This window comes from Paenibacillus sp. 2TAB19 (assembly GCF_052115185.1).
Lineage (GTDB): Bacteria > Bacillota > Bacilli > Paenibacillales > Paenibacillaceae > Pristimantibacillus.
In genome coordinates this window covers 1-19,947 of record NZ_JBFRGE010000046.1, presented here as the reverse complement: position 1 = coordinate 19,947, position 19,947 = coordinate 1, and the positions used below count along the sequence as shown (strand labels likewise).

General features: G+C 51.0%; 19 protein-coding genes and 3 tRNA genes. 7 read left to right on the top strand and 15 right to left on the bottom strand.

What is annotated here, in order from left to right; all coding sequences use genetic code 11:
• Window positions 1-73 precede the first annotated feature (73 nt).
• The 12 genes from hisG to AB4Z33_RS19760 all read right to left on the bottom strand — a co-directional run bounded on the left by hisG (window position 74) and on the right by AB4Z33_RS19760 (window position 12,669).
• Complete coding sequence (hisG, locus tag AB4Z33_RS19815; RefSeq protein WP_442051559.1) at window positions 74-718, bottom strand: ATP phosphoribosyltransferase; 645 nt, start codon at window positions 716-718, stop codon at window positions 74-76.
• Window positions 715-1,941: an ATP phosphoribosyltransferase regulatory subunit gene (locus AB4Z33_RS19810; RefSeq protein ID WP_442051558.1), complete on the bottom strand. Its 1,227-nt coding sequence runs from the start codon at window positions 1,939-1,941 to the stop codon at window positions 715-717. Before AB4Z33_RS19810 ends, hisG begins: the two co-directional genes overlap by 4 nt.
• A 232-nt stretch (window positions 1,942-2,173) precedes the next feature.
• Window positions 2,174-2,701 (bottom strand): acyltransferase, encoded by a 528-nt coding sequence (locus AB4Z33_RS19805; RefSeq protein ID WP_442051557.1) that lies wholly within the window; start codon window positions 2,699-2,701, stop codon window positions 2,174-2,176.
• Window positions 2,688-3,359, bottom strand: a complete 672-nt coding sequence (gene ppaX / locus AB4Z33_RS19800) for a pyrophosphatase PpaX (RefSeq protein ID WP_442051556.1) — start codon at window positions 3,357-3,359, stop codon at window positions 2,688-2,690. Before ppaX ends, AB4Z33_RS19805 begins: the two co-directional genes overlap by 14 nt.
• Before the next feature lie 59 nt (window positions 3,360-3,418).
• A complete protein-coding gene (gene lgt, locus AB4Z33_RS19795; protein ID WP_442051555.1) occupies window positions 3,419-4,426 on the bottom strand; it encodes a prolipoprotein diacylglyceryl transferase in 1,008 nt (335 codons plus the stop codon).
• Between the two features lie 27 nt (window positions 4,427-4,453).
• The gene (gene hprK, locus AB4Z33_RS19790) at window positions 4,454-5,392 is read right to left on the bottom strand and encodes an HPr(Ser) kinase/phosphatase (protein ID WP_337104383.1); all 939 of its coding nucleotides are present in this window, start codon (window positions 5,390-5,392) and stop codon (window positions 4,454-4,456) included.
• Window positions 5,393-5,512: 120 nt separating this feature from the next.
• Window positions 5,513-6,886, bottom strand: a complete 1,374-nt coding sequence (locus AB4Z33_RS19785) for a DUF4179 domain-containing protein (RefSeq protein WP_442051554.1) — start codon at window positions 6,884-6,886, stop codon at window positions 5,513-5,515.
• Complete coding sequence (locus AB4Z33_RS19780; RefSeq protein WP_442051553.1) at window positions 6,864-7,427, bottom strand: sigma-70 family RNA polymerase sigma factor; 564 nt, start codon at window positions 7,425-7,427, stop codon at window positions 6,864-6,866. Before AB4Z33_RS19780 ends, AB4Z33_RS19785 begins: the two co-directional genes overlap by 23 nt.
• Window positions 7,428-7,549: 122 nt before the next feature.
• Window positions 7,550-8,671, bottom strand: a complete 1,122-nt coding sequence (locus AB4Z33_RS19775; RefSeq protein WP_442051552.1) for an ABC transporter ATP-binding protein — start codon at window positions 8,669-8,671, stop codon at window positions 7,550-7,552.
• An 89-nt stretch (window positions 8,672-8,760) separates the two neighbouring features.
• Window positions 8,761-9,906, bottom strand: coding sequence for a PucR family transcriptional regulator (locus tag AB4Z33_RS19770; protein ID WP_442051551.1), 1,146 nt, complete (start codon window positions 9,904-9,906; stop codon window positions 8,761-8,763).
• A gap of 91 nt (window positions 9,907-9,997) precedes the next feature.
• Window positions 9,998-10,945, bottom strand: a complete 948-nt coding sequence (locus tag AB4Z33_RS19765; protein ID WP_442051550.1) for an MraY family glycosyltransferase — start codon at window positions 10,943-10,945, stop codon at window positions 9,998-10,000.
• Window positions 10,946-11,016: 71 nt separating this feature from the next.
• Window positions 11,017-12,669, bottom strand: a complete 1,653-nt coding sequence (locus AB4Z33_RS19760; RefSeq protein ID WP_442051549.1) for a PucR family transcriptional regulator — start codon at window positions 12,667-12,669, stop codon at window positions 11,017-11,019.
• A 277-nt stretch (window positions 12,670-12,946) separates the two neighbouring features.
• Here AB4Z33_RS19760 and AB4Z33_RS19755 point away from each other — a divergent pair, with 277 nt between their 5' ends.
• Genes AB4Z33_RS19755 through AB4Z33_RS19725 form a run of 7 tightly spaced genes read left to right on the top strand, consistent with a single transcriptional unit; the run spans window position 12,947 to window position 19,579 of the window.
• Window positions 12,947-14,017: an ABC transporter substrate-binding protein gene (locus AB4Z33_RS19755; protein ID WP_442051548.1), complete on the top strand. Its 1,071-nt coding sequence runs from the start codon at window positions 12,947-12,949 to the stop codon at window positions 14,015-14,017.
• A gap of 33 nt (window positions 14,018-14,050) precedes the next feature.
• The gene (locus AB4Z33_RS19750; protein WP_442051547.1) at window positions 14,051-14,821 is read left to right on the top strand and encodes an ABC transporter permease; all 771 of its coding nucleotides are present in this window, start codon (window positions 14,051-14,053) and stop codon (window positions 14,819-14,821) included.
• 3 nt (window positions 14,822-14,824) lie between these two features.
• Entirely contained in the window at window positions 14,825-15,622 is a 798-nt protein-coding gene (locus AB4Z33_RS19745; RefSeq protein WP_442051546.1) for an ABC transporter ATP-binding protein, read from the top strand.
• Between the two features lie 3 nt (window positions 15,623-15,625).
• Window positions 15,626-16,261 carry a cysteine hydrolase family protein gene (locus AB4Z33_RS19740; RefSeq protein ID WP_442051545.1) on the top strand — a complete coding sequence of 212 codons (636 nt, stop codon included), beginning with the start codon at window positions 15,626-15,628 and terminating at the stop codon, window positions 16,259-16,261.
• Between the two features lie 2 nt (window positions 16,262-16,263).
• Complete coding sequence (locus AB4Z33_RS19735; RefSeq protein WP_442051544.1) at window positions 16,264-17,295, top strand: ring-opening amidohydrolase; 1,032 nt, start codon at window positions 16,264-16,266, stop codon at window positions 17,293-17,295.
• Window positions 17,296-17,325: 30 nt separating this feature from the next.
• Window positions 17,326-18,333 carry an amidohydrolase family protein gene (locus tag AB4Z33_RS19730; RefSeq protein WP_442051543.1) on the top strand — a complete coding sequence of 336 codons (1,008 nt, stop codon included), beginning with the start codon at window positions 17,326-17,328 and terminating at the stop codon, window positions 18,331-18,333.
• A gap of 34 nt (window positions 18,334-18,367) precedes the next feature.
• Window positions 18,368-19,579: an amidase gene (locus tag AB4Z33_RS19725; protein ID WP_442051542.1), complete on the top strand. Its 1,212-nt coding sequence runs from the start codon at window positions 18,368-18,370 to the stop codon at window positions 19,577-19,579.
• A 58-nt stretch (window positions 19,580-19,637) separates the two neighbouring features.
• Here the strand turns inward: AB4Z33_RS19725 and AB4Z33_RS19720 are convergent.
• From AB4Z33_RS19720 to AB4Z33_RS19710, 3 genes are all read right to left on the bottom strand, one after another.
• Window positions 19,638-19,713 (bottom strand) — tRNA-Lys (locus AB4Z33_RS19720).
• Window positions 19,714-19,726: 13 nt separating this feature from the next.
• A tRNA-Tyr gene (locus tag AB4Z33_RS19715) sits at window positions 19,727-19,810 on the bottom strand.
• Window positions 19,811-19,852: 42 nt separating this feature from the next.
• Window positions 19,853-19,928: transfer RNA gene (locus AB4Z33_RS19710), tRNA-Phe, on the bottom strand.
• Window positions 19,929-19,947: the final 19 nt, after the last annotated feature.

The following is a 19,947-nucleotide window of genomic DNA, read 5'->3' as shown; positions in this document are numbered from 1 at the left end:
ACCGAAGCTTCTCTATCGCTCTCTTGCCTTAACCATCCTGTACCGAAGCTTCTCTATCGCACTCTCGCCTTAATTAAGCCTTCGCCGCAAGCGTCTCCTGCAACAGATCGCATAGGTTCTGAATACTGTCGTTCTTCATCCGATAGCTAACCCGATTCGCGATCAAGCGGCTCGTAATGCCGAAGATCGATTCCATCTCCACCAGTCCGTTCTCGCGCAGCGTCTGTCCCGTTTCCACCATATCGACGATCCGGTCGGCAAGGCCGATCAGCGGAGCAAGCTCAATCGAGCCGTTCAGCTTGATGACCTCAACCTGTTGACCGAGCTCGCGGAAGTAAGCCGATGCTACGTTCGGATATTTCGTCGCGACGCGCGGATTAATCGTCGGCTTCCAATCCGGCAAGCCGATGACCGACATCCGGCATTTCGCAATGCCAAGATCGAGTAGCTCGTAGACATCCTTGTTCTCTTCCATCAATACGTCCTTGCCGACAATGCCGATATCGGCTACGCCATATTCTACGTAAGTCGGCACATCGACCGGCTTTGCCATAATGAACTCCATCTTTGCTTCCGGCAGCTCAATAATGAGCTTGCGCGTGTCGTCGAAGTCGCTTGGGATCGGCAAGCCCGCTTCACGGAACAGCTTGGAAGCCTGCTTGTAGATGCGGCCCTTCGGCATCGCCACTTTCAATATTTGCTTGTTGTCTCCGCTCATGTGGCGCTGCCTCCTTTCTGAATGAATTCAATGTAATCCGTATATTCATTACCCTTGAACGTGAATCTATCGTGCAATTGTGAAGGAAGTCTTACTTTTGCGTACGAATGATCCCCATCAGCCAACCGCTCCGTCACAACCTTAACGCCCTCGCCGCGCAGCTCCTGCGCCTTTGCCAGCGCCTCCGTACGCCCCGCCGCATCATAAACGATCAGCGTTCTCTCCACCGCTTCATCCGCCTCGTTGCCGAGCAGCTCTAGAATGCGCGTCGTCTTCAGCGCGAAGCCCGTAGCCGGCGCCTTGCGCCCGAACTGCGACAGCAGATTGTCGTAACGGCCGCCGCTTGCTACCGGGAATCCGAGATCGGCTGCATATCCCTCGAAAGTCATGCCTGTATAATAAGAGAAATCCCCAATCATTGTGAGATCAATAAGCACATGCTCGCATACGCCATATGCCTTCAGCACATCCCAAATTTCGCACAGATGGCTGATCGACTCGCGCGCCTTCTCATTGCCGCTAAGCTGCAGCGCCTGATCGCATATTTCCTGTCCGCCTCGGAGCCTAAGGATGCCCTCCAGCTCGCGCTGTACCGGCTCGTCAAGCGCAAGCTTGCGCAATTGCTCGCGGTAGCCTACATAATCGCGTCCAAGCAAGCAAGCTTTAAGCTGCTCCTGCGCTTCCTCGCGGCCTGCCAGCGTCTCCTCGAATAGACCATTCAAGAAGCCGACGTGGCCAATGGCAATCTTGAAGCGTTCTACGCCGGCCGCTTTCAGCGACGCAATAGCAAGCGCTACAACCTCAGCGTCCGCCTCCGCAGACGAATCGCCAACCAATTCAACGCCCGTCTGGAAAAACTCCGCCTCGCGGCCTGCTTCTTCTTCGATCGCACGGAATACATTAGAGTGGTACGACAATCGCAGCGGGAAATCGGCATCCTTCAATAACGATGCCACTACACGCGCAATCGGAGACGTCATATCGGAGCGCAGCACAAGCGTCGTTCCGCGATTATTAAGCAGCTTGAACAGCTTTTGGTCGGACGTCGAGCTGGCAACGCCTACTGTATCGTAATATTCCATCGTGGGAGTCATAATTTGCTCATAGCCCCAGCCTTGCATGCAGGCGAGCACCTGGCGCTCAATATGGCGAAGCTTCGCCACCGCTCCCGGCAAATAATCTTTAACGCCTATCGGCTTCTCAAATACTTTTGGTTTGGACATTTCCGTTCTCACCTTCGGTCGCTTTAGTGTATTACAGCATTACCATGTTACCATTCTAACAAATTAAAGATATTAGTCGTAATATTAGCATGAAAAACGCCGCTCCGTCAAGCCAGTAAAAGCCCCTTCCCCAACTCCGAGCTATAACAACAAGGAAGCCCCTGCGAACGAATTGGATTCGTCCGCCTGGGGCTGTTCCTCACACTATTTTCATTGCTCAATAGACGGCTAGCTAATGAATAATATGCCTCGCAGGGTCGGCGATATCGGGCTGGACAACGCTCCGCTTAATCTCTCGCATCGGATTGCCGCCGACGAAGCTTCCTGCCGGCACATCCTTATGTACGAGCGATCCTGCTGCCACCACCGCACCATCGCCGATCGTAACACCCGGCAATATCGTCGTATTCGCGCCGATCATCACATTCGAGCCGATCACTACATCGCCAATACGATACTCCCTGATCAAATACTCATGGGTCAATATCGTCGTATTATACCCAATAATCGAATTGTCGCCGACCTTGATTCGCTCAGGGAAAAATACGTCGACCATCACCATAAGGGCGAAAGCCGTCTTCTTTCCCACCTTCATGCCCAACACACGCCGATATATGAAGTTTTTGAGCGGCAAGCTTGGACAATAACGCGCCAGCTGGATAAATATAAAGTTGCGTACCGCCTTCAAGCGGCTTACCGTCTTGTACACCTGCCAAAGAGCGTTCGGCCCTTCGACCGGGTATCGGTCAACGTTTCGCAAACGGCTCGCTCTCCATTCCGACGAATGCGTACAAATCGCGCATATCATAAATGATATGATGCGCTCCTGCTTCGCTAAGCAGCTTCTCACCTTTCAGCGACCACGCGACGCCAACTGCGACCGTGCCAGCCGCTACCGCAGACTTTATGTCGACGACGCTGTCGCCCACCATCATCGTTGTCTCGGGATCGGCGCCAAGCAGCGCGATCGCCTTGTTGACCGGCTCAGGATGCGGCTTCGGATTCTTTACATCGTCAATCGTAATGACGGCATCGACATATTCGTCTATGCCAACGAACTTAAGCCCCTTCTCCGTTGTAAGGCGCATCTTCGTCGTGACAACGCCGATCTGAATCCCTTTTCCATGAAGATTGMGCAATACTTCGACTACGTATTCAAACGGTTTAACAAGATCGTCATGCAGCCTAAGGTTAATCTCGCGATAAGCATCAACAAGATGCGATACTTCCTCAAGGCCGGAGAATCGCCTCAATTGGTCAATCAGCGGTTCACCCATCGTCGGAATAATATGCTCTCTACCAAATCCTTCCACTGCTACGCCCTTAAGCGCCTCCACGAACGACCGTATAATAAGCTCATTAGTGTCTAGAATCGTGCCGTCCAGATCGAAGAGCATCGTACGTATGTTGCCTGTCATCTATCCAATCCTCCCAAACCGCTTTCGCAGACATCCAGCATCTAACTGCCGGCCTGCTTCTATTCTTCTTTTCCTTTAGATCCAGAAATTCCGCTATCGCCTTCCGCACCTGCGGCAGACGACTTGCCATCATTCAACTGAGCAACCTTCTCCGGCTTACTCGATACGATCGGATCGGAATAACGGGCAATGGCAAGTCCCGATCTGCGGCGAACAATAACGAAGATGATCGCAGCCACGATCAGAAGCAGAGCAAGAGCCTGCGATATTCTAATATTGCCGTAAGCCGGGTCCAAATAACCTTCCTCGAATACAACGGTCATTGGAGACCAGAGCGCATCAATGAATGATGCCAACCACTTCGGACCAGCGAAGCCCAAGCTGTCCGTACGGAGCGCCTCTATAAAGAAGCGGCCGATGGAGTACCAGATGAAATAGGCTGCCATCAATTCGCCGGAACGAAGGAAACTTTGACGGCGCAAAATGAACAGGATTGCAATACCGACCAAGCTCCAAAGCGATTCATAAAGAAACGCCGGATGATGGAATACGCCATCAACATTCATTTGATTCACTATAAATGCAGGGATATGAAGCGTCTCCCGCAGGAAGCTCTCTTCAACCGGTCCGCCATAAGCTTCCTGATTCATGAAGTTGCCCCAGCGTCCGATCATTTGACCCGCCAGCAGCGACGGTACGCAAATATCAACGATCCGCAAGAAGTTATAACCCTTCGCGCGGAAATAAAAATATCCGCAAATGAACGCGCCTATAAGCGCACCGTAGATAGCGATGCCGCCTTCCCATATTTTGAACACATCAAGGAAATTATCCTTATAATCATCCCATGTAAACGCCACATAATAAATCCGCGCTCCGATAATTGCCGATGGAACGCCAAGCAGCAGCAGATCCATGAAGAAATCCGGCTTAATGCCGAATCGCTTGCCTTCTTGTACCGCGAGCAGCAGGCCGACCAAAGCCGCCGTGCCCAGAATAATGCCGTACCAATGAACTGATATAGTGCCGATCGAGAACGCAATCGGGTTAATGAGCAAAGTCTCCATTCACGCTTATCTCCTTTGATATCAATATCAATCGTAATCGTCCATATCGTCCGCGATCGTTTCGGTCAGCTTGTTCGTGAATTGCAGCGCCGCATTATAACCCATCCGTTTCAAACGGAAGTTCATTGCCGCCACCTCGATAATGACCGCTAAGTTACGGCCCGGACGAACGGGAACCGTTACGAGCGGAATATCCGTATCGATAATGCGCGTCGTTTCTTCATCAAGTCCAAGACGATCATATTGTTTATCCTGCTGCCAATTCTCAAGCTTAATGACAAGGCCAATCCGCTTCTGCGTTCTTACCGCGCCCGCCCCGAACAGCGTCATCACGTTAATAATGCCTAGTCCGCGAATTTCAAGCAAGTGGCGAATAAGCTCCGGCGCACTGCCATGCAGCTGACCGTCGGACGTCTGCCGAATCTCGACCGCATCGTCGGCTACAAGCCGATGTCCGCGCTTAACAAGCTCTAGAGCAGTCTCGCTCTTACCGATGCCGCTTCCTCCGGTAATAAGCATGCCTACGCCATAGACGTCAACAAGAACACCATGAATCGTCGCTGTCGGCGCAAGCTTTTTCTCCAGGAAGTCCGTAATCCGGCTCGACAAAATCGTTGTTGCCACATTGCTGCGCAGCACCGGAATCTTCGATTCATTCGATTGCTGCACCAGCTCCTCAGGCGCTTCAAGTCCTCTTGTCAAAATAATACAAGGTGTCTCCTCGTTACATAGCCACGCCATACGATCTTTGCGTTCTTCGCTCTCCAGCGTGCTGAGGAACGATATTTCCGTCCGTCCAAGCAATTGCACGCGCTCGCTCGGATAATAATGGAAATAGCCGGCCATTTCCAGGCCTGGTCGATACAAATCATCAACCGTAATTGCTCGCTTCAGCCCATCTTCTCCAGCGACGATTTCGAGCTGAAATTGCTGGACTAGCTCAGACACCTTTACTTTTTTCGCCATCGTATGGCCTCCTCTTATGACAACTGCAGCAAGCTGATATGTAAGTATGTTTCCAATGTCTTCATCGTAAAGGAAAAAGACGCCGAACGCAACGTTTCAGCGCTGCTCGGCGTCCTTATGTTACTTAATTGCAATGCTTATCGGCTTTAAAATATATCCCGGATACTGCTGCACGCGGAACGTTAGCGGCTGTATATAATCGGCTATCGGAATTTTGTAATAATAACTGGCCGGCTCCAATCCTCCCGCACTCCATTTAATCTGCGTTCCATCCTTATCCAGGAGGTTATACGTTTTGCCACTCGCATCCGTGAAGCTTCCCTGATGCTCGAGAAACGTATAACCAAGCTTTTGCTCCGTTTCATCCAAGTTCGCCATATCGATTTGCAGGACATATCCGTCCCCATCCTCCTGCTTCCCGTTATAGGTGATGCGATTGTCAGGTGTTTCGCTCGTCTGGCCCGTCTCCGTGTTAATAACGAATAGCCGATCCCGATCGGACATATATACACCGTCTGCTTTAAACGTAAGCTTCTTAGGCTTACTAAAATAACTGCTTTGGAAATGATAGACCATCTCTGTATGATAATCCCCCATACCTGTCTTCCACTTGTAGATGCGGCCCTTCTCGTCCTTCAGCACCGCATCGATCATCCCGTTTGTTTGCAGCAAATTGCTTGGGTCAGCCTCTACGATCACTCTCACCTGCAGCGGCGTGATGACTGCGCTTTTTACCGTCAACCGTTGACCGTTAAGCTCGATAACCTCATTAACCGCAATTTCCTCGCGCATACCTGCGAATCTGGCATGGTCAATCGGAACGGACAGCTGCAGCCATTGACCCTTCAGCTTAACATTCAAATCCACCTTCTCCGGCATGACTTCGCCATCCTGAAGGGAAACATCAAAATAATCGTACAGGACGGATCCTGCGTCTTTCTTATCGTCGCTTCTGAGTTGCGAGAAACCAATCGCGCCTCGCACTCCCTCACCGTTCTCCTTCAACAACTTAAAGTCCTCGATCTCCGTCTCACTCGTTATGCCCGGTCCTTCGCCCGTATACAGGATCACGAGCCGATTGTCATCGGCAATGACGCCGTTTACCGTCAGCTTGAATCCGTTCTTCTCATCGGTCAAGCTCATTGGTTGAATGAATTCGTTGTCGAGCGCCGATACGAGCGTCTTATCGCCTTCGATAAGCTCTACAAATCCAGTGAAGCCCGGAATTTCCTTTATGATCGCCGCGAAGGAAGGAGATACGCGAACGAATGCCGTCAGTAGCAGCAGTATACATACCGCCGATAAACCAAGCTTCAGACTGATCCGTCTCCTGCTTCTGGTGACCGTATGCCGGCGTCCCCTCTCAAGTCCATGCCGAATAGCTGCATCGAGCTTATCTTCTTCCATCGACAGCATTTCGCATTCAACATAATTTCGATCATTTTTCAGCACAACCTCGATTAACTGCCGCTCATTTCCCGCTTTGTCGTTCATCGTCCTCCACCTCCTCAGTCAATGACTTATCGCTTCGCAGCAGCTTCAACGCTTTATTCAACCATGTCCGTATAGTGCCATCTGGCTTCTCCAGCAGCTCAGCTATTTCGGTAATTGTCATATCGCGATAATACTTCAGTACGACGACCATCCGGTAATTGGCAGGCAATGCTTTTACTTGAGCAGCCATATCGAGCCTTGCTGCCGCCGCGTCGTCGTCATGCATTTTTTCACCACTTCGCATGCGGCTTGCTTCAATCGTTCTCTCTTGCTCTCGCTTACGCTTCTTCCGCTCGTCCATGCATACCCGTATCAAAATTCGAATAGTCCATGTCGTGAAGTACTTCGCTTCTCGCAGCGTTCGACGCTTCGCCCATACGCGGCATACTGTTTCCTGCATTGCCTCCAGAGCATCATCCTCATTACGCATATAGGCGAAGGCGATACCGTACAGCTGGCGCTTATCCATATCGATACGCTGGAGCAGCGCCGTCTCATCCCCAAGAATGGCTGCCAAAGCGCATTGATCCCGATCCTCCATGCCTTCCCTCCCCGTCCAAACATTCATACTAATTAGACGTGCGAGCGCCAAAAACGGTTTTCATGAATAAACAAAAAAGAGTTGCCTGGAAACTTCCAGGCAACTCTCGTTAGATCGAAGTATTAAACTTCGAAAATGTTCAATTCGGACTCTTTGTCGAACAGATGAACTTTGTTCATGTCAAGAGCAAGCTTAACGCTTGCGCCGTCACGAAGGCCGGAACGTCCGTCTACGCGAGCGATAACTGTATCAGTGCCGATACCGTTCAGGTACAGGTACATTTCGTGACCAAGGTTTTCAGCAACCTCAATGTTTGCATTTACGATTGTGTTCGGGGAAGCTTCCAAGAACACAGGCTCTTCGTGAAGGTCTTCTGGACGAATGCCAAGAATAACTTCTTTGCCGATATAGCCTTTCGAGCGAAGGGCTGCGGATTTGCCTTCAGGAACAACAACATCTACGCCAGCAGCTTTGAATTTAACAGTTCCGCCTTGCTCAGACAACGTTCCGCTGATGAAGTTCATCGAAGGAGCGCCGATAAAGCCAGCTACGAAGATATTAACAGGGTGGTTGTAAAGTTGTTCAGGGGAATCGGTTTGTTGAATGAAACCGTCCTTCATAACAACGATACGGTCGCCCATCGTCATTGCTTCGATTTGGTCATGCGTTACATAGATTGTAGTTGTTTCAAGACGCTTAGTCAGTTTGCTGATTTCAGCGCGCATTTGTCCACGAAGCTTCGCGTCCAAGTTGGAAAGCGGCTCATCCATCAAGAATACTTGCGGCTCACGTACGATTGCGCGTCCCAAAGCGACACGTTGACGTTGACCACCGGAAAGAGCTTTTGGTTTACGGTCGAGCAAATGCTCAATATCAAGAATTTTAGCAGCTTCACGAACGCGTTTGTCGATGTCTGCTTTTTTGAATTTACGAAGTTTAAGGCCGAACGCCATGTTTTGGTAAACGTTCATGTGCGGGTACAACGCGTAGGATTGGAATACCATCGCGATGTCGCGGTCTTTAGGAGCTACGTCGTTTACAAGACGGTCGCCGATGAACAATTTGCCTTCAGAAATTTCTTCCAAGCCAGCGATCATACGAAGAGTAGTCGATTTACCGCAACCAGACGGTCCTACCAATACGAGGAACTCTTTGTCCTTGATGTCTAAGTTAACGTCAGTAACCGATGCTTTGTCGGTACCCGGGTATTTCTTGTAGATATTCTCTAAACGTACGCCTGCCATGATAAGTTTCCCCCTAGAAAGAAATTTCGTTATGCACTTATCTTATCCGATGTAAGCGTTTGTGACTATGCACATACTCTACAAAAAAATTAATTCCTTTTCGTAACTTTGTACAATAGCAATATGATTTTGACGAGAACGGCATCGCGAAATTGACGAACATCAAGCCCTGTCTCCTGCTTCAGCTTATCCAGCCGATACAGGAGCGTATTGCGGTGAATGTACAGCTTCTTGGCCGTCTCGCTCACATTGCAGTCCAGTGTGAAGAACGTCTCCAGCGTGCTTAGCATCTCGGGTTCGACGAACATATCGGCTCGTTTCAGCGATTGCTCCAAATACTTCGCCCGCTGTGTTTCAGGAATAGCATTAAGCAGTCGCTCCAGCTGCAGCATCCAAGGCATATGAATATTCGTCCCTACGTGGAACTTGCGGCCGAGATTAATCGTCTCGCGAAGCAGAATCGTCGTCTCTACGATACCCTTGGCCGGCGTCGCGGGCTGCGCCACCGCCAGATGGCACTCCCCGATCCACTCGCTGGCAAGCATCTCGTGCAGCCCCGAACAGATCGACTCCAGGCTATCCTCTAACGTCTCCTCTTCATTCTCGTCGAAAGATTCTGAATCCTCGTCGCGCAGAAGCGAGATCGGCCCCCATATGAGCCATTCCTGGGTTTTCAACGGAATAAGCAGTACGTCGTCCGATAAGAAGGAACGAAGCAGCTTCTCAAGCTCAGTGAACGTCGTTAGCTTCGTATTCGATTGCTCGGTTACGAGTAGAAACGGAATCATTTCATTAAAAAGGCGACTTCCGACAACGAGATGATCCGGCAACGAATATGCCGGCTCGGCCTCCTCAAGCTGCTGTTGAATCCACTCGCTTAGCTTGAGCGCATTCCGCTCCGACTCAGAGACGGATAAAGCTTTCTTGGAATCGGCCTCTCCACCGCGCACAAGCTGAAGCGTCCAGCTAATAAGCTCCTTCTCAGCTTGGCTGATCCCGGTGAATTCGATCTCGAGCAGCTCAACGGAATGATCGGACAACGCAGCAACGAAATGCAGCTTATTGTGCTTCTCGACACGCTGGCCCTCCATTGGATGGTGAGCATTAAGCTCTACTGGCCAAAGCGCATCAGCATCCTTGACCACTTCCACCCATTCCGTAACAGAAATCGTATGTACATGAATCGGACAATTTAAAATGTGCTGCAGTGGTTTCAACCAATCTGTCGTGCTCATTTTTGCTCTTCTCCAATCTCCTCGGCTAATGCCGCTCTACGGCTATCGAAACGCCTTTTTAACGTCATTGTACCATAACGGCAAAACAAGTTCAGCCAATCGCGAGCAAAAGGATGATCGACATCAGAGCGAAAAGCGCTGAAATCAAATATAGGAACGATACCGTTTGGACTTGATTCAGTCCCCACTTCATTAATGTATGATGCGTATGCAGCTTGTCCGCATGATGAAGCCCCTTGCCGCTCATAAGTCGGCGCAGCATCACAAAGGACGTGTCGAGAATTGGCAGCCCTAGCGCAAGCAACGGTACAAGCATCGATATGAATGTCGCTCGCTTCAATGTGCCATCGACCGCAATGACCGCTAGCGTATACCCAAGGAATGTCGCGCCGGCATCGCCCATGAAGATACGAGCCGGATAGAAGTTGTGAATCAGGAAACCGATGGACACTCCCGCAGCGATAACGGCGAGCATCGCCGCATCGGGCCTCCCCGTCATAAGCGCTGCCGCGAACAATGTTAATGACGAAAGCGTGCAAACGCCTGACGCAAGCCCATCCACCCCATCGATGAAATTAATCATATTAATGAGAGCGAACACCCATAGCGTCGTCGCCAGCCATGAGAACCAACCGTCGAAAGAATAGAAATAGCCGTTGATCGGACTTGCGATGCCTGCCATTTGGATGTGAAAAATCGATGGTACGGACGCCGCAGCCAAATAAATGATTACGCGCGGCCATACCGGGAATTCGCGGCCTTTCGCTTTCCATGCATCATCGAGCAGGCCGACAGCGACGAGCACGAAGCCTCCGATTATGATCGTCCAGCTTAGCTGCGTGAATCCGACGAACAGCAGCATTGTCGCCACGCAGCCAGCAAAAATAGCCGCTCCACCCATAAGGGGAATCGGCTTTCGGTGTATTTTGCGCGTCGTTGGACGATCTACGAAGCCAAGTCTCAGCGCGAGCTTCCTAAGCGGCGGTACTGTAACAAAAACGATCGCAAAGCTAATTAATGCCGCTAATCCATACATCATGTCGATTACCCCTCCGGAAGAAGCTTTTGTACCATTGTTCCCCAGTGAGGCAAAAATAAAAGATGCGATTATTATTCCTTTTCCGAAATCCTTGATTGATGAATAAGAAGGGCGATTCTAAGCTTCAGCGTGTCATGGACATCCTTCATGGATACATTAAGCAGCGCTTCACAGCGGCTAATCCGGTTCAGCACCGTATTGCGGTGAATGTACAGCAGCTTCGCCGTATCGGCAACGGAACAATTATAGTTTAAATAAATATCCATCGTCCTTAGCAGGTCCTCATGCTCCCCCGACTTTACCGTTACGAGCTCGCCAAGAGATGAAAGGTAGAAGTCGTTCAGCTTCGTGCCCGGTACAGACTGAATAAGCTCCTGCACCTGTTGAGTTCGGTAAGTCAGGATGAACCTGCGGCTTCGCATAGCATAACCGCTTGCAAGCGCCTGCTCCGCTTCTCGGTAAGCAGCGGCGATCTTGTCGGACTGGCCTGTATAATTGCTCACGCCGAACGAACAGCTCTCGCTTCTTGCGCCCGTTCCTTTAGCAAGCTGTGCCTGCAATTCCGCAAGCAACGCCACCCACTCCTTCTCCTGTACGGCCGAGAAAGGCTGTGCCGGCAGCATGAGCAGACTGACGACGTCATCGCCCTTTAACTCAGTGATTGCTTGAATGGCTTTCGCTTCCCAGTACTTCTCGATCTCCCCCCTGCGCTTCTCCCGCTCCGAGGACTGTTCCAGCTTAGAGGGCAACCGGCCCTCTGGTAGCGGATCGGACTTGCACACACAGACGAGGTAGCCTCCCTCCTGCGGCATCTCGTATTTCTTGCCCCGAAGCCATATTTCTTCCTTCGATAGCTTGTTGTCCAGCATATCGGCAACGAATTGCTGCCGCAGCCTTCTCTCGCCTAGCACAAGCGCTTCTTGGCGCATATGCTCGTAAGCGATAATATGAGCCGCTTGCTCCAGCGGCATAAGTGAAACATCGCCGGATGACTCCTTATCCAGCATGCACAAGTATCCTTTGAGAACCCCTGCCACCGATACGGGATAAATCCGAATGACCTCGTCATTGCCCAGCGCAAGAGTGGACAGTTTATCGACGGACAGGTCGGCCGCGTAAAGCATTTTTTTGATCGACAGCATAAATTCGGGATCGCCTAATCGCTTCCGGATGGCATCCGATATCCCTGCCGGATCGCCATGCTCGTTCAATATGAGAATCGGCTTCTTAATGATCGCCACAAGCGTCTGTGCGATATCCGACAAGTCCGCTCCTTGAAGGAACAGCTGCGTGAACTTGCGATGCAGATCGAACGACTTCTGCAGCTCCACCTGCTTCTCGTTCAGCAGATGCTCCAGAATTTCGTTTAGCACGTCGCCCAGCAACATCGTCGGCGGCAGGCCGATAAGCGGAAAGCGAAGACGATCCGCTTCCTGCACGACGATGTCGGGAATTGCTAGGATATATCTTTTCATCTTAATGGCCAGACCGGCACAGTTGCTCTGATGCAGACGCTGTACGAGCGACACCATGTCCTCCGGATTGTCTTTATAATGATAGGCCGTCGTGAGCAGCAATTGATTCGGCCTTACCCAGTTGGCGATATCGGGCGAATCCATAATATTAACGGAATCGATGGAGCGGCCGAGGCCACCAGCGCCTCCCATGAGTCTCGAACTTCCCATGACGGGAAGCTTGACAATGAATTGCATCGTACGAGCCATCTGACTTCACATCCTCTTCAATAGGCTGTAATCAAGCTTCCTAAGACTGATCAACCATTTACATCATTAATGTTAGTATATTTAACATTCATATAGCAAACTAGTGCCTGCATTCACCTAGTCACAAACCGAGATGTTCATTTTGAATAGTTTCAACCGTTCGATAATGTGCACTTTATACATAGCTACGCTATTTCGCCTATAGTAACATGAATCTCATAGCTAAACATCACATATGAAGTGATGTAAACTAACAATTCATTTGGAGGGATTAACGATGGGACGATGGACTTCTAAATTGGCACTACCGCTTCTCGCAGTAACACTTGTTGCAACGGCATGCGGAGGCAATTCCGGCAATGAGCCGAAGCCTGCGGCAACTAACCCAGCTGCTGCCGAAGTTTCTGCAGACGAGAACGGCATTACGATAGGCGCACCGGAGAAAACGAAAGTAACGCTCCGCTTGAACTGGAAGTTCAAAGGCGAGTTCGCTCCTTTCTTCGTCACGAAGGAAAAAGGCATTTTCGAAAAGTACGGTCTCGACGTCGAAGTGCTGGAAGGCACAAGCTCGGTACAGACGCTTCAGGTGCTTTCGCAAAACAAAGAAGACATCGGCGTCATGTCGACAGCCGAACCGATGCAAGGCATCGAGCAGGGCATGCCGGTGAAGATCATCGCTTCCTATATGTCGCGCTCGCCAATCATCTTATTGTCCTATCCCGATAACCCAATCAAAACACCTGCCGATCTCGAAGGTAAATCGATTGCTTCGTCTATTTCCTCCACCTTCACATCGCTCTACGACAAATTCATCGAACATAATGGCGTAGACGGCAGCAAGGTTAAGCTTGTCAAAATGGAAACCGGCGCGCGCAACACGGCATTTTTGAACAAAGAGGTTGATGCAGTTGCGGTATTTTCCACGAATGAGTTCCCGATGTTCAACAAGAAGCTTGGCATAGAGCTCCAGCCGATGTACTTGGCCGATTACGGTTTTGACGTAGCCGGACTGACGCTTGCCGCGAACAATAAATTTTTGGCTGACAACCCGAATACGGCGAAGCGCTTTCTCGCCGCAGTGAATGAAGGCTTCAAATATACGATAGACAATCCCGAGGAAGCGGCGGCCATTGCCAAGAAGCTGTTCCCGGATACGGTGGACGAAGAGCTGACGGTTATGCAGATTCAACGCACCGGCGAACTGGCAGTACTGGAGGGCAAACCTTTCGGCTGGGTCAGCGAGGAAAATATTACGCACACGTCGAGCGTTCTGTTCGAAAGCGGCTTGATCAAGAAACAGTTGCCGGCAACAGACTACTTCACGAATGAATATTCCCCGCAGCCTTAATCGCCAGGCTAGCACGAGGAGGTAACCAGAACTATGAACTATGCTAAAGTCGGCCGCGCCGCATCGGTTGTTGCCACACTCATCGGATTGTTTGCACTTTGGGAAATCATTTGCTTGCTATTCTCGGTTCCCGAATATTTAATGCCGCGGCCAACGCAAATTTTTCACCGCTTCTTCGTGGACTTCGATGTTCTTGTAAGGCACGGGGGCGTGACGCTCGGCGAAATTCTGCTCGGATTCGCCATGGCCGTCGGCATCGGTATTCCAATTGCTATCGTCATCGTGTATTCGAACTACTTCTCTCAATCATTCTTCCCGATCTTGATCGGTATTCATTGCGTACCAATGGTATCGCTTGCTCCGCTGCTCATTCTCTGGTTCGGCTTCGGCACGCTGACCAAAGTGCTGATCGCTTTCCTGATCTCCTTCTTCCCGATCATTATCAATACGGTCGTCGGCATGAAGTCGATGGAGAAGGATATGCTTCATTTGGCCAAGTCGATGCGGGCAAGCACGTTTCAGACGTTCGCCTACTTCCGTCTCCCAAAGGCGCTCCCGAGCATCTTTGGCGGACTGAAGGTCGGCATCACGCTAGCCGTTGTAGGCGCGGTCGTCGCCGAGTTCGTCGCATCAGAGAAAGGACTTGGTTATTTGCAGCTTACCGCCAACTCCAAGCTCGACGTCACGATGGAATTTTGCGTCATATTCGCTCTTGCCATTATGGGTATCGGCTTGTACTGCATCGTCGGCTTGCTCGAGAGATGGTGCATGCCATGGTACCAGGCAACTAGAAAGGAGGCGTAGCCCATGTCAGGCAAAAAAATCACGCTCGACCGTGTAGAGAAAACGTTCAAGACAAGGAGCGGCAACGTGCAAGCGCTGAAGGAGGTTACGCTCGATATCGAGCCATCTTCCTTCATTTCGGTGGTAGGCCCAAGCGGCTGCGGCAAGTCTACGCTCATGAACCTCATCGCCGGACTGGATAAGCCGACCAGCGGCAGCATTTTGTTGAACGACACACCGATGAACGGTCCACAAGCCGGCAACGCCGTCGTTTTTCAGAAGGATGTGCTGCTGGAGTGGCGGACGGTACTCGGCAATATTTTGCTCCCGTTCGATATGCATGGCATCACTTGGTTCGATCGGGGCGGACGAGGCACGAACCGCGACGCAGCATTAGAGTTGCTCAGCATGGTCGGGCTCGAAGGCTTCGCGGACAAATACCCGTTCGAACTGTCCGGCGGAATGCGGCAGCGCGTTTCCATCTGCCGGGCGCTCATCCAGAACCCGTCGCTGCTCATGATGGATGAACCTTTCGGCGCACTCGACGCACTAACCCGCGAGCAAATGATGTACGACCTGCTGAAGCTGTACAACAAATTCAAGTTTACGGTCGTATTCATCACCCACAGCATCGAGGAAGCTGTGTTTCTCTCCGACCGCGTATTCGTCATGTCGCCGCGTCCAGGCGAAGTCGTTCGCGACATCTCGATCGGGCTTCCGCGTCCGCGTTCCATTGATACGAGGCTTGATCCGCAATTCATGGCCCATGTCCAAGACATTCGCGGAGTCTTCAAGTCGCAGGGCGTACTGACGGAGGTGTAGCTCTTGCTATCTACAAATAAGCCTTACACCTTTGCGAGCGTAATGGAGCTTCCAACCGCATTATTCATTATCGATATGCAAAATGATTTTGTCCACGAAGACGGCGCTTTCGCCAAGGGAGGGTACTCGGTCGAGGATTATCATCTGGCCGTTCCCGTCATCGATCATCTGCGAGGCGTTGCCAATCACGCGGGGATCCCCGTATGGATGATCGGAATGTCGCATAACGAAGCTAATGACGGCGACGATGCCTGGGTGCAGCGCCGCAGAGCCTCCAACCATCCCGATACTTGCCGAACCGGCACATGGGGCAGCGAATTTTATGAGCCTCTGACACCCGGTGAGGAACATACCGTATTTTGGAAGCATCGCTACAGCGCTTTTGTCGGCACGGATTTACATGAGAGGCTGCAGCAGCAATCGATTCAGACCTTGATTTTTACAGGCATCAATACGAATACATGCGTCGAATCGACGGTTCGCGATGCGCATTTGCTCGGATATCATGTCATCGTCATACGGGATGCTACGGCATGCGCTTATAAGGACGCATACGAACCAAGCTTGAACAATATCGAACGCCATTTTGGATTTGTTACCACTTCGGACAAATTTATAAAGCTATTGGAGGAGAACTAACTATGTATTGCGATTTGATCAAATTATCGATGGACCACCCCGCTGATGTCAGCAGGCTTGAAGCTTTGCTGGAATCGGGTGCATTACAAGCAGAAGAGATTAAAGGCATTATCGCCCAAACGGAGGGTGACGGTTATTCCCGCGGATACTCGACGCTAGCGTTTCAAGTATTGCTGTCGCGTTACCTGGGATGGACGCATGAGGAAATATTCGAACGCATCCCGATGATGATGATCGGTAAGACAGGCGGACTTATGAGCCCACATTATACGTTGTTCGTTAAACGGTCGGGAGAATCCGCAGTTACTACGGAAGAGAAACGATTCGTATTCGGTGTTGCATCCAGCCGTCCATTGTTAGCGGAAGAAATCGGTACGCAAGCGCAAGTCGATCTAACGCGCGAGACCGTGCTCGCTGCAATTGCCGACGCGGGTTCGTTAGCGCTCGAAGACGTTCATTGCGTAGAGATTAAGTGTCCCTGGGGCATCGGCGGAACAAGGTCGAAAGCTGCATCTGCTCTTGGCTCGGCTGTCGCGCTGAGGGAAGTGGAGCGCGAGCTCATCTCCGAAGCCAGCATTAACGGCGATCATTCCTTGTATTCGGTCAAAACCTCGGTTTCCGCAGGCAACGAGCAATATGCGGTACGCGTAATTGTTATGGGCAATGCCATTGGCTCGGAAAGCCCGCTTATCGTAGGCTCCGGAGTTATGAAGGATGCCTTCGATTTGAACGGCTTGCTCGCTACGTTCGAGAGCTTGAACATCTCGGCTGCTCCAACATTGTCCGAGGGAGACCGCGCTCGCTTCGTTCAGCTATTCGTCAATGCGGGTTCGGACGCGCTTCCGCACATTAGAGGCAGGCGGCATACGATGCATTCCGATGCGCTTAGCATGCATGCCGGCATCTTAGCCAAATCGATTGCAAACGCAGTCGTAGGCAGCTTCGTTGGCGATGCTTCCATCCTTTGCTCGGCTGGCTCGGAGCATCAAGGTCCGCAAGGAGCCAATCTGATAGCAGCCGTTGTTCGAGCGTAGTTACTCTGCAACGTGGATAGGAGGATAACAATGACACAACCAATACAGTGGACCATACCTGGTTTTATGAACGAGCATGCCCACCTGGATAAAGGGATGCTTGTACCTGAAAGATCCTATAAGGACGATCCGGTAGCTATACGGGCAGGCTGGACGAGAGAAGCGAAGTCGTCCTTTACGAAGCAAGACATTTACAGCCGAGCTGAGCAAGCGCTGCAACAGCTTCTCTCCTATGGGACGGCTTATGTTCGAACCCATGTAGACGTCGACCCTCTTGTCGGGCTGCAGGGCATAGAAGCGTTACTGGAGCTTAGAGAGCATTACAAGAACGATATCATTATCGATATCACCGCCTTTAACCAAGAGGGCTTTGATCGTTATCCGGATTCCGCCGGTTTGTTGACAGAAGCACTTACGATGGATAGTCGCATCGGCATTGGCGGCCATACGTTGTCCGATCAGGATGGATGCAGTCATATCAATCGTATTTTCGAACTGGCGGAACAAGCCAATGCGCCTTGGGTTGAATTTCATACCGACGAAAGCGGCAAGCCGGAGCATTTTCTGCTCCCTTACTTAGCCGAGCAAGTCAAAGCCAGAGGCTGGAGCGGCAAAACCTATGCAATCCACTGCAACTCGCTCGCTAACGTATCGGATGAGCTTGCCGAGCAAGCTATCGCTCTCACCGCAGAAGCTGGTCTGCATGTTACGGTATGCCCGACCGCAATCGCTACTCGAGCCATAACGCGCGTTAAGCAGCTAAACCAGGCCGGTGTACGTATCGGCATGGGGAGCGATAACATGAGCGACTTCTTCAATCCGATGGGCAGCGGCAATATGCTGCAATATGCCCAACTGCTTGCTTATATTCAGCGTTTCTACGAGCCGCGGGAAATGGATATGCTGCTGCGCATTATTTCCCAAATGCCGTTTAATGCCGAATCCGCCGTACTCGTCAGCCAGTTGGCACAGGATCGTTACCGTTTCACGACGAAAGATAGTCGCTACTTGCTCACCCATTTACCATTGCCGTCATAATGCTTCATTCATTCGTAGTAAGGGAGGGCTTCTGTTGATCAAACATTTCGACGCTTACGTCGACCAAGAACTCTTTCTTGAGCCGTCGAACTCCGGCCACTTGCTGGGCCGTACTTTCGCTGTCAAAGATATATTTGCTATACGAGGAGAAAAATCGGGAGCCGGAAATCCGGATTGGCTGCGTACGCATAGTCCATCAGGCCAAAACGCCTCCGTTATTGATACTTTGCTTTCTCATGGCGCACGCTTAGAAGGTACAACCCATACCGACGAGCTCATGTTCAGTCTTAGCGGTCAGAATGACCACTATGGCACACCGGTTAACCCGGCAACGCCTGACCGAATACCCGGCGGCTCTTCCTCCGGCTCTGCCGTAGCCGTCGCTGCCGGACTATCCGACTTTGCGCTTGGAACAGATACAGGGGGCTCTATCCGAGTCCCTTCCTCCCATTGCGGCATATTCGGTTTTCGTCCCACGCATGGCGCCGTATCGATGGACGGCGTCATTCCGCTTGCGCCGAGTTTCGATACGGTAGGCTGGTTTGCCGCAGATGTCGCTACAATGCTTCAAGTCGGCTCTGCGCTTCTGCTCGACACGGGTAACCATAATGGCTTTAATCATCTCTATATGGAGCAAGATGCTTGGTCCCTTGCAGATAAGCATATGCGGGAGGACTTGAAGCCGACTATCTCTTTGCTTACCGGACTAATTCAACATCATGATAACGTACGTGTCTCGCGTGATGGCCTTGTTGAATGGATGAACTTATTCCGCAAGCTGCAAGGTATTGAAATATGGAGCACGCACGGTGAGTGGATCCAGAATGAGAAACCCATCTTCGGTAAAGCTACCACTGAGCGATTCGCATGGGCTGCAAGCTTGAATACTGAAGAGTATGAGCTACATACATTTTTGCGCGGAGCACTTGCTTCCGCCTTGGTAGAGAAGCTTGGCGACGACGGGGTGCTAATCATCCCTACAACGCCAGGACTTGCTCCTTTACTGAATGCATCGGACGCGGAAGTTGCCGACTGGCGTCTTCGTACACTGCAGCTCACTTCCATTGCCGGACTTACGGGCTTGCCTCAGCTCTCTATTCCGATAGCATCAGCCTACGGCCCACCGATCGGGCTTTCCATTATTGCGGGAAGAGGGCAAGATCTGAAGCTATTATCCTGGATAAATGAAATTCAGCACCAGTTGCCATTGTTCCATTCAACCTCTAGTTCTAGAACAGTTAAATAAACACACAAAAAACCGGAGATCAAAGATCTCCGGTTGCGTTTGTTGTTTTGGGTAAAAATGGTGAGCCATGAAGGACTCGAACCTTCGACACCCTGATTAAAAGTCAGGTGCTCTACCAACTGAGCTAATGGCTCTTGATGTGGGAAATGGTGGAGGATGATGGATTCGAACCACCGAACCGTGAGGAAGAGATTTACAGTCTCCCGCGTTTGGCCACTTCGCTAATCCTCCACAATATTATTTCTGTCTGCCAAAAGCAGAAAAAAAATAAAGTGGTGGCTCGGGACGGAATCGAACCGCCGACACGAGGATTTTCAGTCCTCTGCTCTACCGACTGAGCTACCGAGCCTGACTGAGCTACCGAGCCT

Coding starts and splice junctions, on each gene's coding strand:
- hisG (WP_442051559.1), bottom strand. CDS start 718: ATGAGCGGAGACAACAAGCAAATATTGAAAGTGGCGATGCCGAAGGGC.
- AB4Z33_RS19745 (WP_442051546.1), top strand. CDS start 14,825: ATGTCAGGCAAAAAAATCACGCTCGACCGTGTAGAGAAAACGTTCAAG.
- AB4Z33_RS19785 (WP_442051554.1), bottom strand. CDS start 6,886: ATGAACGACAAAGCGGGAAATGAGCGGCAGTTAATCGAGGTTGTGCTG.
- AB4Z33_RS19765 (WP_442051550.1), bottom strand. CDS start 10,945: ATGATGTATGGATTAGCGGCATTAATTAGCTTTGCGATCGTTTTTGTT.
- AB4Z33_RS19775 (WP_442051552.1), bottom strand. CDS start 8,671: ATGGCAGGCGTACGTTTAGAGAATATCTACAAGAAATACCCGGGTACC.
- AB4Z33_RS19810 (WP_442051558.1), bottom strand. CDS start 1,941: ATGTCCAAACCAAAAGTATTTGAGAAGCCGATAGGCGTTAAAGATTAT.
- hprK (WP_337104383.1), bottom strand. CDS start 5,392: ATGGCGAAAAAAGTAAAGGTGTCTGAGCTAGTCCAGCAATTTCAGCTC.
- lgt (WP_442051555.1), bottom strand. CDS start 4,426: ATGGAGACTTTGCTCATTAACCCGATTGCGTTCTCGATCGGCACTATA.
- AB4Z33_RS19750 (WP_442051547.1), top strand. CDS start 14,051: ATGAACTATGCTAAAGTCGGCCGCGCCGCATCGGTTGTTGCCACACTC.
- AB4Z33_RS19780 (WP_442051553.1), bottom strand. CDS start 7,427: ATGGAGGATCGGGATCAATGCGCTTTGGCAGCCATTCTTGGGGATGAG.
- AB4Z33_RS19730 (WP_442051543.1), top strand. CDS start 17,326: ATGACACAACCAATACAGTGGACCATACCTGGTTTTATGAACGAGCAT.
- AB4Z33_RS19770 (WP_442051551.1), bottom strand. CDS start 9,906: ATGAGCACGACAGATTGGTTGAAACCACTGCAGCACATTTTAAATTGT.
- AB4Z33_RS19735 (WP_442051544.1), top strand. CDS start 16,264: ATGTATTGCGATTTGATCAAATTATCGATGGACCACCCCGCTGATGTC.
- AB4Z33_RS19755 (WP_442051548.1), top strand. CDS start 12,947: ATGGGACGATGGACTTCTAAATTGGCACTACCGCTTCTCGCAGTAACA.
- AB4Z33_RS19760 (WP_442051549.1), bottom strand. CDS start 12,669: ATGGCTCGTACGATGCAATTCATTGTCAAGCTTCCCGTCATGGGAAGT.